General features: G+C 62.0%; 11 protein-coding genes. 3 read left to right on the forward strand and 8 right to left on the reverse strand.

Annotated features, from left to right (window positions below):
* Positions 1–180: 180 nt before the first annotated feature.
* Positions 181–423, forward strand: coding sequence for a hypothetical protein (locus G6N08_RS03325; RefSeq protein ID WP_163754269.1), 243 nt, complete (start codon positions 181–183; stop codon positions 421–423).
* Between the two features lie 67 nt (positions 424–490).
* Here G6N08_RS03325 and groL read toward each other — a convergent pair whose 3' ends face one another.
* From groL to G6N08_RS03365, 8 genes are all read right to left on the reverse strand, one after another.
* Positions 491–2,182, reverse strand: a complete 1,692-nt coding sequence (gene groL, locus G6N08_RS03330) for a chaperonin GroEL (RefSeq protein WP_163754272.1) — start codon at positions 2,180–2,182, stop codon at positions 491–493.
* A gap of 368 nt (positions 2,183–2,550) precedes the next feature.
* Positions 2,551–2,949, reverse strand: coding sequence for a propane 2-monooxygenase effector subunit MimD (mimD, locus tag G6N08_RS03335; protein WP_163754276.1), 399 nt, complete (start codon positions 2,947–2,949; stop codon positions 2,551–2,553).
* Positions 2,946–4,115, reverse strand: coding sequence for a ferritin family protein (locus tag G6N08_RS03340; protein WP_163754278.1), 1,170 nt, complete (start codon positions 4,113–4,115; stop codon positions 2,946–2,948). Before G6N08_RS03340 ends, mimD begins: the two co-directional genes overlap by 4 nt.
* A gap of 83 nt (positions 4,116–4,198) precedes the next feature.
* Positions 4,199–5,245 carry an NADH:ubiquinone reductase (Na(+)-transporting) subunit F gene (locus tag G6N08_RS03345; RefSeq protein ID WP_163754281.1) on the reverse strand — a complete coding sequence of 349 codons (1,047 nt, stop codon included), beginning with the start codon at positions 5,243–5,245 and terminating at the stop codon, positions 4,199–4,201.
* A 72-nt stretch (positions 5,246–5,317) separates the two neighbouring features.
* Complete coding sequence (locus G6N08_RS03350; RefSeq protein WP_174813243.1) at positions 5,318–6,997, reverse strand: ferritin family protein; 1,680 nt, start codon at positions 6,995–6,997, stop codon at positions 5,318–5,320.
* A gap of 148 nt (positions 6,998–7,145) precedes the next feature.
* Positions 7,146–7,409, reverse strand: a complete 264-nt coding sequence (locus G6N08_RS03355; protein ID WP_163754284.1) for a hypothetical protein — start codon at positions 7,407–7,409, stop codon at positions 7,146–7,148.
* Positions 7,410–7,474: 65 nt separating this feature from the next.
* A complete protein-coding gene (locus G6N08_RS03360) occupies positions 7,475–8,500 on the reverse strand; it encodes an NAD(P)-dependent alcohol dehydrogenase (RefSeq protein WP_163754287.1) in 1,026 nt (341 codons plus the stop codon).
* Positions 8,501–8,553: 53 nt separating this feature from the next.
* Entirely contained in the window at positions 8,554–9,249 is a 696-nt protein-coding gene (locus tag G6N08_RS03365; RefSeq protein WP_163754291.1) for an iron-sulfur cluster assembly protein, read from the reverse strand.
* Between the two features lie 638 nt (positions 9,250–9,887).
* Here G6N08_RS03365 and G6N08_RS03370 point away from each other — a divergent pair.
* A complete protein-coding gene (locus G6N08_RS03370; RefSeq protein WP_163754294.1) occupies positions 9,888–11,666 on the forward strand; it encodes a sigma-54-dependent Fis family transcriptional regulator in 1,779 nt (592 codons plus the stop codon).
* Positions 11,667–12,299: 633 nt separating this feature from the next.
* Positions 12,300–13,409, forward strand: coding sequence for a glycerol dehydrogenase (locus G6N08_RS03375; RefSeq protein WP_163754296.1), 1,110 nt, complete (start codon positions 12,300–12,302; stop codon positions 13,407–13,409).
* Positions 13,410–13,533 lie beyond the last annotated feature (124 nt).

Raw genomic sequence — 13,533 nt, forward strand, 5'->3', positions numbered from 1 at the left:
TCGCCCGGGTACAAAACTATTGAAGACAACGGCTGACGACAGAGCCACCTGCGGCATACGCGGAGACGGCCGACAGGGCCCCGCAGTCCGGACAGACTCGCCTGCGCGGACCACACCGCAGCGTCCTGCGGGACGAGAACGGAATCGCTGCGAGAAAGGGAATACGAGAAAGGAATACGCGTGAAGAACATCCGCAAAACGCTTCTCATCGCCGCGATCACGGGTGCGTTAACCTCGGTGCCGACGGTCACGGCGGCAGCGGCGGCGCAGGATCCAGTTGTGACCGCGTCGTCCCGGCCTGCGGCAGCAGGTCCGGTTGCGCTGGGCGCGCCCAATCCCGTTGCCGCCAAAGTCGTTAGCGTACCGTGGGAAGCGACGGTACAACCCTGGTGCTGGTGGGTAAAACCTTCTCATTGCCCGTAATCCCCGGGCGCGACGCTCGTCGTGCGCAGCAGCGCCGGAGGCGCAAAGGATGTGCCGCATACCTCGGTCAGCTGATGGAAGGTCCTAAACCGAGCGACTGCGGCGCGCTGGCATCCGGTGAGGGCTGGGGGATCCCGCCATCGAGGGGTCCGAACTCGGTCATCAACGCTGGACTGCCACCCCAGGGGGTCTGTTCCTCGGCGATCAGTGTATTAGTGGTGAGCAGCAACCCGGCCACCGAGGCGCCGTTTTGGAGCGCAGAACGGACTACCCGCAACGGGTCCACGACACCTAATTCGATCATGTTGCCGTAGCGGCCGCCGAGCGCGTCGAAGCCCTCCTCGGGACCGAGGGTGAGGATGCGGGCCACCACCTCGTCAGCGTCATACCCGGCGTTGGCCGCGATCAGGTGTGCCGGCACCGGCAACGTGCGACGCACGATGTCGACGCCCGTCGCATAGTCAGCACTGACGTCCAGCTCATCGAGTACGGTCGCGGCGCGCAGCAAAGCCACGCCGCCGCCGGCGACGATCCCTTCGGCGATGGCGGCGCGAGTGGCCGACAACGCGTCTTCGACGCGGTGTTGTAACTCTTTGAGCTCGGCGGGTGTCGGTGCGCCGACTTTGATCACCGCGACCTTGCCGGACAGTGCGCCGATACGCTCGGTCAGCACGTCCTCGTCACGGCCGTAGGTTGCACGCTCACGCTCAGCGCGCAACTGAGTGATCCGGCGCTCCACCTGATCAGCAGCGGCCCCTGCGATGATGGTGGTGTGGTCTTTGGTGGCTCGCACCTGCTCGGCGCGGCCGAGCTGGTCGACTGTCATGGTTTCCAGGCTGAACCCCGAATGGCGGCTATACACTGCGCCACCGGTCAGCGCGGCGATGTCTTCAAGCTTTTGCAGCCGCAGGTCACCGAAGCCGGGGGCGCGCACTGCGACGCACTCGAAGATGCCGTTGACGTGATTGTGCACCAGCATCCTCAATGCCGAGCCTTCCACATTCTCCGCGACGATGACCAGCGGCCGCCGCTGGGCTTTCATGATCTTGTCGAGCAGCGGCATGATCTCCTGCACCTTGGTGATCTTCTCGTTGCTCAGCAAGAGGTAGGGATCGTTGACGATCGCTTCGAGGCTGGCCGGGTTCGTCACCATGTACGGCGACAGAATCCCAGTGTCGAACTGGAATCCTTCGACGAATTCCACGTCCATGCCCGGTTCGGGGGCTTCTTCCACGGTGACAATGCCCGACGGGCCAACTCCGTACAGCGCCTTTGCTATCACAGCGCCGACCGCCTCGTCGTCGTTGGCGGAGATCGCCGCCACCCGGGCATAATCCTGCTCGGTGTGCACCGGGTGCGCCATAGACGTCAGCTGCTCGACCAGCCGGCCCACGGCCAGGTCGATCCCTCGTTTGATGAGAACGGGGTTGCCGCCCTGGCTGATCGCTCGCATACCCTCGCGGACAATCCCCTGCGCGATGACGGTGGCGGTGGTGGTGCCGTCACCGACGACGTCGTTGGTCTTGATCGCCGCTTCTTTGACCAGTTGCGCGCCCATGTTCTCGAACTGGTCTTTCAAATGGATCTCCCGCGCGATCGTGACCCCGTCATTGGTAACGACGGGTGAGCCGGTCACTTTCTCGAGGATTACGTTGCGCCCTTTCGGGCCGAGCGTTGTCTTAACCGCATCCGCAAGCTGATCGACGCCGGATTGCAGCAGGTTGCGGGCGGTGGGCCCAAAACGTAGCTCCTTGGCCATATGCTCTCCTAGCGGTAACAGTCGAACGACTAACTTATCTCCTGGATCCGCGGATCGACCGAATGATGGCCGGGTACCACAGAATTCCCAGCCGGAATCTGGGTACCCACCGCCTCGTGAATCGGTGCGTCCGGTTTTCCCGCGCGCAACCGACCGCTGAGCCTCTGCGCAGAAGCGGCCTTCGAGTTGTATCCGACCGTTGCGGTGCCATGCCCACTGTCGAGCATCATTACCGTGTGCGCGGCACCGGTTTTCACGAGCGCGTCGATCACGCTCCTTTCGATGGTCGTTGGCTTTTCGGGCACGTTTGTCGAAGCGGCAGGGCTGGAATGCCTGAGATGACCGCCATACCAGCCCTGCCGCGCCAACTACTCGGTAGCGACGAGATCGAAACCAAGGTACTCGGCCGCGTCTTCGGGATTAGCGAATAGCATCGCCCGATCATCCAGAAAGACCATTCGGCCGTAGTGGGTTGACATGTTCTCCTCGAACTCCGCCTGGTTGAACCATCCTGGCTCCTCGCCGGCCGCCTCGTCGATTTCGGCGAAAATTACTTCGATTCTGTTCTTACCATCGACGCGGATCAGCGACGGTAGGGGCGACGACACCCTGACATTGGGCTGACGTCGCATCACATCGGCAATGATCTCGCCGACTTGATTGTTCATCAACGTAAATCCACACTCGTTGGAAGGAGTACTGTCCGCCTTGAACGGGGACGGTACTTCCTTCTTCAGCGGATTTTCGGGGTGTGCCGTAGTTGTCATCGAGCTAACTCCTTCGGGGCCTGCAACTGCAGTTTTGCGAGGATATCGGTGAATCGAGTCTTCACTTGATCTAAGCCGTCTTCGAACCTTGGTGGCTTCGCGTCCGGTTGCGACCACAAGGGCTGGAGCCTGCGCGCAGACTCTATGCAGCGTGGCACCCATGTCGACAGCCACGACTGCATGATCGACTTGTTGTGCGCGGCGAATTCCTTGTCCTCCACCAACAGTCGAAACATTTCCACCGTGTAGCGAAGGTCGCGTTCAGCGAAGTCGTACTCCTCGGCGCTGATCAGCGTCGGCGTCACGAAATCGCCGTTCTCCGGGGCGGCTTGCTGGACGAGGTGGCTGCGGAACAATTCGCCCACGAGAGGCTGGAAAACAATATTCGTCGCGAACGCCGCCTCCGCCCAGTCGTCGACAGCTGTCAGAGATTCCACAGTCTCGCGCAGACTCTGCCAGGCACCGTCACCGTTCCACGTAGAAAGGTGCACGCTGCCGTCGAAGGAGTCGATCTCCTCAGAGAGTGTCAAGTTGTACAACGCAAGGTCTTGTGCGGCACGGATCAGGTGCATGCCGTTGACCGACAGCGCATTGTTGTGCATGTTCGTCGGCGCCCGGCGGTTAGCTTTGACGAACACGTACAGCCCCAGGCCGTGATCGACATGCATCCACGCGCCCACATGCCGAGCGACGAAGTCAACCCAGCTGGCCCGCCACTGTTTGAACGCCTTTGTCTCACGCGCCGCCTCGATGTTCTGACCCAGCTGCCGCACCACGTTCGCGATGTTGCGATACATGGTGAGCTCCCACTCTTCGTTCGGGTCACGGAATTCGTGCCAGCCGAGCGCCGGCCAGCCAAACCCCTGCGAGCCCGAACCCGGCCCCCGCACCGGTTCACCGCGATCAGAGCCGAACGCTTTGAGCGCCGTCCACTCAAGCGGATACGCAGTCTTGCCGTCTGCCCAGGAGTACAGCCAGCCCTGCGCCAACCAGCGGCGCGTGTCGGGCTGAACGTCGACAGTCACATCTTCGTAATGCGTCTGCTTGCGTTTACTCGGCACGTAGTAATTGAAGTCGCGAGCGTTGGAATCAGGGAATTCTTTCGCCCCCGCTTCCGCGTCGGTGAACTCAAGTTTCGGGACGCTGCGTTCCTGTACGGTGGTCACCAATCTCTCCTTCGCGTGTGAACAGTTTCTCCGGTGGTCATCAACCTCTCCTTCACTCGTGATGAGTAACGCCGCTGGACCTGTTACGCGTTGGCCGGCTCGCCGGTAGTCGTGAACTTGTCGTAGAAGATCCGCGCAGAGTTGACTCCGAGTGACGGCAGCAGTTCCAGGGCCGCCTCCACCATCGGCGGAGGACCGCACACGTAGCAGTCGGTGTCGGCGAGATTCGTCTCGCATCGGCGCACCACGTCGGTGATCAATCCGGTCTCGCCGTTCCAGTCATCCTCACCAGGCTCGGAAAGCGCCGGGATATACTCGAATTTCGGTAACTTGTGCTCCAGTGCCCGCAATTCATCTTCAAAGCACAAATCCTGTTTGGTGCGCACACCGTAATAGAAACGCGACACCCGGTCGACGCCCCGCTCCGCCATCGAGCGAAGCACCGACAAGATCGGAGCGATACCGGCCCCTCCACCGATGAAGACCAAGCCCGCTCCCGGGTTGTCGCGCAATGTAAACATCCCGTATGGTCCCTTGATGGTCAATCGGTCGCCCGGTGCCAATCTGTGCTCGAGAAACTGCGAAAACAGCCCGTCCGGGTAGATCTTGATGACAAATTCAAGCAGCCCATTCTGCAGTGCCGATGTGTTGGCCATCGAGAACGACCGGATCTCATCGCTGCCCGGAACCGTGAAGTCCACGTACTGGCCGGGGAAAAACTTGATTTCCGCCGGATCGAGCAACCGCACCACCAGGTGGCACATGTCGTGCGTAACATGCTTTTTCGAGACCACCTCAACCATCGCCTCCTGGATCGGCAGGCCCGACTTGATCATCTCCTCGTCATAGTTGAGCAGCTCGATCGTCAAGTCTTCGTATGCGTGCGCCCGACACAGCAGCACATATCCCTCATCCTTTTCGAAGTCCGGCAGAGCGAATGTGGAGTACCGGTCATGCTCGACGTCTTCGCCGTCGAGCAGAAACGACTTACACGCGGCGCACTGACCCTCTTTGCAGCCGTGCATCAGCATGACGCCCTGATCGAACGCGGCTTCCAGCACGGTCTTGTCCTCGGGAACTTCTATCTCGACGCCGACCGGCTCAAAACGCACTAAATGCTTACGACTCAACGCATCTCCATCCGGGTAAATGTTGGGTGGTGCTGCAACCCACCCCTGCAGCACCACCCAAGCACCTGTCCGCTAAGCGGTCCGCTTTGCTCCGGGCACGGCAGGCTCTGCGTACCGTCCTGCCGGACCGCCGCGCCGGTAATCTTCAGCCCACAATTCACGCTCAGCGTCGGTCATCTCGTTGAGCAGCACGTTGGGGCTCGCGTACGGCGGGCACTTCCGGATATCGTCCAGCGTCCACATGTCTTTCGGATCCAGACTCAGATGGGGCTGTGCCGTGCATGTCTTGCCGTCGGCGCGCACATAGCCACAGTCCTTCATGATGTCCGCGAAATTCCAGCCGTGGAACAACGTCTCCCATTCGCGCTTACCTGAGAGCTTGCCCATGTTGGGTGTTGGGCGCCCGTTATAGGTAGGCCGGAAGGCGACCGTGTCAGTCCAGTGGCAGGGTTCCGAGCAGTATGTCCGCCACTGCCCGTCAACCTTGTCGTAGACCATGTCCTCGCGGATCAGGCACGGGACCATACACGTCCAGCAGCGGTGTGGATAGTAGTAGTTGACCGACTCTGCTTCGAACGCAATCGGAAGGTTCCCGTTGGGCTTCGACAGGCGCGCGTAATTCTCCCACCACTTGCCGTACTTGTCGTACCAGCCCGGGTACTTGTACTCGAACCATTCAAAATCTTTGTCGGTCATCGGGTCGATACGCCAGTAATTGGCGATCCAGCCCGTGGAGAAGAATTGCGCCACCTCGTGGACGTAGCCCTTGTTCCAGATCCGGTTCCAGGCCTCTTCCACCAAATCATGTGGAACCTTGAGACCGTATTTCTCCAGCGGAACCAGGTAGCTGCGGTAGTAGTCGTCGTAGATCCAGCGACGCCACATCTCAGCGTAGCTCTCGCGGTCTTTTCGCCGGTCCTTCGTTCCGTATTCGATGAAGGTCCCGATCGCCGCATCCACGACCGCGTGGTTGTTCCACCACGCGTAGCGAAGGTCGCGCTCCAGCAGCTCCCGGTTTTCCTCGTCAGCCAGTGCCATCAGCAGTGTGGCATAGCCGTTGCTGATGTGGCGTGACTCATCCGACTGCACCGAGTGGAACACGGTCGGAAGCAAGTAGTCACCGTTCGCCGCAGCCTCGCCGGGCATGGCGACGAACAGCGTGTTCGTAAACGCCGTCTCGGCAACAATCTGCAGATAGACGTTTGCGGCCGTGACCGCATCACCGGTGATGAACCCCTCGGCGAATTGGCGCCCGATCGTTCCGGCATAGTTATTCTGGAACGAACGCAGGCTCGAGTTGAAGCCGGCCGGGTCGATGTAGTTTTTCATGTAGATGCGCTTGAGGTTCTGCTGAATCGTCGAGTGACGAACCTCGTCGATCATCTGGATCGCCAGCGTATTGTGCAACTCGGGGTTGGGAACGGCGTCCATGAGCAGCGGCATCGCCCGTGCAGCTGAGATCTCCGGCAGCGGTATTATTGACAGGAAAAGTTTCTGCCATTCCATCCAACGCTCTTGCACCTGCCGGAACATATTGCCGCGGATGGCACCGTCTTCGGCACCATAGACTCGGTGGTCTTTTTCCTCCTGCATCGGGAAATACGACCGCAGCACCTGCTTTAGCGGATCTTTCTTCGGTGCCTTCCGGAAGGTGTAGTCGGTGCCGTAGTGCTTTTTGGGCTCGTGATACATCGGCTCCCAGGAGAGCTCCTGGATCTTCTGATGCGCTTTCGCCACGCTTTGGCGACTCATGCGTTTCTCCTTTATGTCATCCGTTTAGTTAACGCTTCAGCCACCGTTTAGTGATCTGGCTTCCCCACTCGGGGAATCCCCACATAACCGGGGCCACTCGTGTCCGGAGTGATGTCGATTACAGCTGAGCTGCCCGGACTTGGTCGTATCAATCTGAGACGATTCCCGGGAATAGCCTGGCGCGCAGCTCTGCCAGCTCGGTGTCACGGCGCTGCCTGACCCAGGCATCGTCGGCCATCGACGGAGTAATGCCTAACGCGCTCAGCAGGCTGGCGGCCGGCCCGGCGGGGTCCCTTTCGCCAAGGACAGGTCGCAGACCCTGCTCAGCCAGGTGCTTAAAGACCAGGTTCACAATGGTCCACGGGTTGTATGTTTCGCGCGGTGAGCCGGGCGACTCGATGGGCGGGCTCATGGCGATACCTCCTTTAACCCCCGCTTTGACCTCCGTTATCGACAGGGTTCGTGCTCCAGCCGGTGTCAGGGGATGAGGATGGCGCGACCGCGCACCCGTCCGGCTTCCAGATCGTCCAACGCACGCTGGAACTCCTCCAGCGGGTATGTGCTGGTGTGTAACGTGACCTTGCCCTGCGCGGCGAGGGTCATCAAATCGTGAAGATCGTTGTAGGACCCGACCAGATTGCCGATGAAGTTGATCTCGGCGGAGATGATGTCGAGGGTCGGCACATCGATGTTTTCGCCGTAGCCAACGACGAAATAGTTGCCGGCACGGCGTAACATCGCGATTCCCTGCTTGGTGGCCCCGCCCTCGCCGACGAAGTCCAGAACGGCCTCAGCACCATGTCCGCCGGTGAGGCCCAGCACTCGCTGTACCTCTGTGCCGTCGGCGACGATCGTCTCGTCGGCGCCGATCGCCCCGGCAAGTCTGAGCGCCGCGGGGTTGCGGTCGACGACCACGACCGTAACACCTGAAATCGCTTTCAACACTTGGATTCCGATGTGCCCAAGTCCACCTGCGCCGATTACGACGCAGGTATCGCCGGGCCGGGTGGCCCGCGCCACCTTGGCGGCGGCATGATATGCGGTCAGACCCGCGTCGGCGAGAGCGGCGACATCGGCCGGCTCGAGGTCGTCGTCGATCTTGACGACGCTACGGGCGGTGGTGCGTAAGTATTCCGCGTAGCCTCCATCGGTGTCGATGCCGGGAAACTTGCTTTTCTCGCAATGCACATCATCGCCGAATCGGCACGCCCGGCACAGTCCGCACGTGATCAGCGGGTGCAGGATGACTTTGTCGCCGACGTTGATATTGGTCACCGCGTCGCCGATGGCGTGCACCCAGCCGGCGTTCTCATGCCCTATCGTGTAGGGCAATTCGACTTTCGACTTCGCTGCCCACTGGCCTTCCAGGATGTGCAGATCGGTGCGACACACGCCCGCCGCGCCGATGCGAACGATCACATCGAGCGGACCTTCCAGCCTCGGCTCGGGCACCTCGGTCAGTTGCGGCTTCGTGTGATATCCGACGACCTGGACAGCTTTCATTGCGGGCTCCTCCTTCTGGTACCGGCGATTAGAGGTCCGGATCGGGCGTTGTGTCACGTGCCGAGCAGCCCACAGCGGGCCTCACCGTCGCCCTCCATGAAGATCCGAACAGATCTGGCGAATCGCAGCCGCTGCATCGACGCCTTCTCGGACGGCAGCGGACTGCCCCGGTCGTCGACGACGACCCGCGCGTTGGGGCAGATGCTGAGTCCCAACCCGATCCGGTGGCGAATCAGCGCGCACTTCGCCGTGTCGTCGGGGAGATCCCGCAGGGTCAACCGGTGAACCGCTGTGGGCCCCAGTTTTTTGTGCTGCATCAGCGCGGACACGCAACGCTCCATCGCCACGCAATGCGCGCTGCGCCGCAACGCCTTCCGTAGCTTGTCGAGGCTGTGTTCAGCCTCTGGCCCACAGATATCTGCCGCGCCGCCCTCGGTGGAACCCCCGGCGTCGATCGGGTCGCCGCCGCGCTCCTCACCAAACAGCACCCGCGCCGCGCCGCTGCCGTCCACATGACGTAGTGCCTCCTGGACGTCGCAGGCCACCAAGTGGGCGGCGGCGGGCGAGCAGAAGGACACCGGCAGCTCCAGACGAAGGGTCACCACGCCGTCGTCGGCAGTTATCGACCGCACGAGCGGCAAATCGCTGTTCGGCGCACCCAGCTCCGGATCGACAACGGCAGCCAGCGCCTCCAGGATCGCTCTGCGGCACGCGCACATCAACCGCTCACTTCCGTAGTACACGTTCATCAGCGTGACACTGCATTTGTCCGAAGTGCCGGGTCCGGATTGCGCTCGTCTTTCAGTCTGCGTGACCATTTCGTTGAGCTCCGCGCACGTTTCGCAAATCCACCGATTCGATCAAGGGGCTTGAATTTGTCCCGGCCATATCAGCACTACACGACACGAAGATAGGTTCTGTCGCGGCCAGCACTGGAACATAATCGGCATCGGATAATTGGCGCAGCCTTTTTCCTTCCCTGAGAGACTTGCATTCCACGCTGTTTGACCGGATTCGTCTCGACATTTTTCGGGACCGTGTCGTCGACGCTCAACAGCGCTACGGGTCGGCACCCGGGGGATTAGCGGGCGCCCCGGTGGCGGCGGCGTGTGCTTTCATCGGGCATCGCCCACTGCTTTGCCCACTGCTCGGCCCACTGATCGCGCTCATCGCGCTACTCCCGTATACTCCCGTGCGCCGAGACGATCCCGGCAGCGAAGCATGTGTGGCACATGCAAACACGTCACTGGGCGCACGGGCGTCTCAGTCTGAGACGCCCGTGACGGATGAGTTTGTCGTGACTGCAGAATCTCAAACTGAGACAGGCGTCACACTGGTGGTGCCTATACTCGGGGCGCAGCCACTCAGGACCGAGGTGTCATTCACCATGGTGAAAGATGCGGTACCTTCTGGGGATCTGCGGCTTGGTGACCTACGGCGGGCGCGTGAGCAGTTCCTCGCGACCGGAGCGCTGGGCGCCGACCTTGTTTCCCCGGAAGTGGTGAGTTCGTGGCGGCGTTCACGCGCACTGCGGGTGCATCCCGACCGCGTGGACCTGCCGTATATCCGTGATCCGGATACCGGCAGCCGCCTGGTTCATGCAGCGACCCCGGTGCTGCGGTCGCTGGCCGAAGACTTAGCGCCGCAAGACGTCAGCGTCATCCTGACCTACCACGACGGACTGGTGGTCGAACGGCTCGCCGCCGAGACCAAGCTGGTACACACGCTCGATGACGTGCAGCTGGCGCCCGGTTACAGTTACGCCGAAGAGTTCACGGGCACCAACGGGATCGGCACCACGCTCGCGACCGGTGAACCCGCCTTCATTCGCGGCAGCGAACACTACGTCGGTGCTTTGGGCCGCCTCGCGTGCGCAGGTTCGCCGATCCGCGATCCAATCAGCGGCAAGGTCGTGGGAGTAGTCGATCTCACCTGCTGGGCCACCCAGTCCGATCCGCTGCTGTTCGCGCTGGCCAAGCGTGCCGGCCACCAGATCGAGGATCGGATCAGCGCGCTGGCCAGCGCGAATGAGATCGCGCTTTTGGAAGCCTATCGCCGGCAAAGTCGTCGCTATCCCGGCGGGGTGCTGGCCATCGGCGATGATATTGTGCTGATGAATTCCTTTTTGCGACAAACACTTAACACAGCGGACCAGACGGCACTGCTGAATCATGCGGCGGAGCTGGTGGAGACCACCGAAACAGCCACCGCCGTCGCCGTACTGCCCAGCACGACTACGGTGCGGATTTCTGTCGCCGAGCGCGTGACCACACGTGGCCGCACCGGCAGCGCGGTGCTGCACGTCCAAATCCAGCCGGTCACCAAAGTCGCTTCGGGCCCCCATCGGGCGTTTCAGTCGATACCGCGCCTGGCCGGTCGCAGCAGCTCATGGCGACGCAGCTGCCAGCAAGTCGAGCGCTGCTACCGCGACCGCGACTGGGTGGTCATCGAAGGTGAGAACGGGTCCGGACGCGCCACCCTCGCGCAGGCCGTTGCCCAGCACGTCACACCCGAGCGCACCGTACGGGTGCTGCGGCTGGCACGCTACGACAGCCCAGATGATTTCATCGCTGAGGTAGATGCCGAGACAACAGGCGATGACTTCGCGGTCGTGATCGCCAATCTCGACGAATTCCCCGACGACGTACTCGAGGCCCTAAGCGGTATTCTGCAGAGTTGCGCCGGCCATGGGTGGATCGCCGTAACGGTGAGCACCGGAACGCGCCCGGCGCTGGTGGACCTGCTGATCTTACCGTTCTTCCCGCACACCGTTACGGTGCCGGCTTTGCGTCACCGCATTGAAGATCTCGAGGAACTCGTCCCGCACCTGTTGCGTGAGTTGAGTCGCGGGGCTAACGTCTGCCTGGCCCCCGAGGCGATGCGCCAGCTCGCGAAACTGCCCTGGCCCGGTAATATCGCCCAGCTGCGCAAAGTACTGGCTGAGACACTGGCGTCACAGCGATCCGGCACTATCGGTGTGGACAGGTTGCCCGCCGAGTGCCGCTCGCTGACTCGGCGCAAGCTCACCCGGCTCGAATCGCTCGAGCGTGACGCCATTGTGCGCAGCCTACTCGAGAACAACGGAAGTAAAGCCGATGCCGCCCAGGCGCTGGGCATGTCGCGCGCCACCATCTACCGCAAGATCCAAGAATTCGGAATTGCTTGACAGCGTTCAGCTATAGCGGCGCACGCACTCGCCGTGCAGCAGCCACACCCCGCCTTCGCGGAGCCAACCGGATGTGCACCACGGAGTGTTTGACGAGTCAGCCGGCAACTCCGCCACGGTAATTCACGATAATTGAGCCTCATCTGTTGGCCGGGAAGTTTTCGCCGACCCTCGTCAGGGTCGCAGCGCCCTTCAGCAGAGCACGCAGCAGTTGGTGCGCGTACATCTCACTTTGAGACGTATTTACGGCCTGTGATGGCCGCATACTCTATAACCGTGGTCGTTCAGGGCGCCAGGGCGCTGCGATTTCATACGAGGGCCTCGCGATGAAAGCCGCGCAGGTGGCTGGCTGCCACACCACGTTACAGCTCGTCGAGCACCCTGCTCCCGCGATCGGCGAAATACCGTTCCCTAGCACGTATACCCCGTTCCCTAGCACGTATATCATTGACGAATTCCACTGTGCTCCCGGAAATCTCGACGCCGGGTGCATGCATGGGCGGGCGACTCACATCCTATGAAACGCGGTTTGTATCGAGTTCACCGTCGTTGGGGGCCCGCGATAGGCCCTGGTTTGAAGCTCTGGCGGTCCGCCGAAGACGTCCAACCACCGATTAGGAAGGCCAGCTGATTATGCTCTCGGTTTTCTGCTCGCCCACCCGCTATACCCAAGGCAAGAACGCGACCGCGGCCCTCGGCGCCGAAATGACGGCGATCGGCCTGGAAGGCCCGGCGCTGATCGTGGCGAGCCGAAGGGTCGCCAACCTACTGGGTGAGACATGGAAAACCAGCTTGGCCGACCACAACATCAACTACGGCGTCCACCACTTCGGTGGCGAGTGCTCAAGCACCGAAATCGAACTGGTGAAGGCACAGGCACGCGAACTGTCGGCCCGAACAATCATCGGCGCCGGCGGCGGCAAGGTGCTCGACACGGCGCGCGCAGCCGCATCCGATCTGCACCTTCCCATCGTGAACTGCCCGACGATTGCCTCGAGCGACGCTCCGTGCAGCGCCCTCTCGGTGGTCTATACGGATGACGGTGTGTTCCAGGAGTACCGCATTTACCCGCAGAACCCCGACCTGGTGCTGGTCGACACCGCGGTCGTCGCGCAGGCACCGGCGCGGCTGCTTTCCGCGGGCATGGGCGACGCGCTGGCGACCTGGTTCGAGGCTCGGACATGCGCCGCCGGCTCGGTCCGCAACATGCGCGGCGGCGCCTCGACACGGTCTGCCCTAGGTCTGGCCGAGCTGTGCTACCGCACCCTGCTGGCCGACGGCACCGATGCCCTGGCCGGTGTCGCCACTCAATCGGTCACGCCCGCCCTCGAGCGGCTGGTCGAGGCCAACACGCTGCTGTCCGGTCTCGGCTTTGAGTCGGCCGGCTTGGCGGCGGCCCATGCGGTCCATAACGGCCTGACCGTCGCCTCCGAAACCCACGACTTTTACCACGGCGAGAAGGTCGCGTTCGGCACGCTCGTCCAGTTGGTGCTCGAAGGAGCTCCGCACGAAACCGTGACCGAGGTGTTGACGTTCTCCCAATCGGTGAATCTCCCCATCACACTCAGCGAAATCGGCCTGGGTGACGCCACTCGCGAACGTCTGGCACCGATTGCCAGCCGCGCTACCGCGCCTGGCGAAACCATCCACAATGAGCCGTTCGAGGTCGGCCCCGAGCAGGTGATCGACGCCATCCTGGCTGCCGACGCAATCGGCAGGGACTTTATTGGAGGAGCGCACTAGTGAGGTGACTCAAACGCTGATGCAGGTGGTGCGAACTGCCCGCGCCGTTCTGATCTGCATCTACCCCTGCGTGGAATTGATTGGCTGCCATGCTGTCTGATCGGCCGCGGGTTGGCCGGTCACG

Origin of the sequence: Mycobacterium botniense, from assembly GCF_010723305.1 — a bacterium.
Taxonomy (GTDB): domain Bacteria; phylum Actinomycetota; class Actinomycetes; order Mycobacteriales; family Mycobacteriaceae; genus Mycobacterium; species Mycobacterium botniense.

Bases quoted from the DNA above. Each gene is read 5' to 3' on its own strand.
- groL (WP_163754272.1), bottom strand. From the start codon at position 2,182: ATGGCCAAGGAGCTACGTTTTGGGCCCACCGCCCGCAACCTGCTGCAA.
- mimD (WP_163754276.1), bottom strand. From the start codon at position 2,949: ATGACAACTACGGCACACCCCGAAAATCCGCTGAAGAAGGAAGTACCG.
- G6N08_RS03350 (WP_174813243.1), bottom strand. From the start codon at position 6,997: ATGAGTCGCCAAAGCGTGGCGAAAGCGCATCAGAAGATCCAGGAGCTC.
- G6N08_RS03355 (WP_163754284.1), bottom strand. From the start codon at position 7,409: ATGAGCCCGCCCATCGAGTCGCCCGGCTCACCGCGCGAAACATACAAC.
- G6N08_RS03360 (WP_163754287.1), bottom strand. From the start codon at position 8,500: ATGAAAGCTGTCCAGGTCGTCGGATATCACACGAAGCCGCAACTGACC.
- G6N08_RS03365 (WP_163754291.1), bottom strand. From the start codon at position 9,249: ATGAACGTGTACTACGGAAGTGAGCGGTTGATGTGCGCGTGCCGCAGA.
- G6N08_RS03370 (WP_163754294.1), top strand. From the start codon at position 9,888: ATGGTGAAAGATGCGGTACCTTCTGGGGATCTGCGGCTTGGTGACCTA.
- G6N08_RS03375 (WP_163754296.1), top strand. From the start codon at position 12,300: ATGCTCTCGGTTTTCTGCTCGCCCACCCGCTATACCCAAGGCAAGAAC.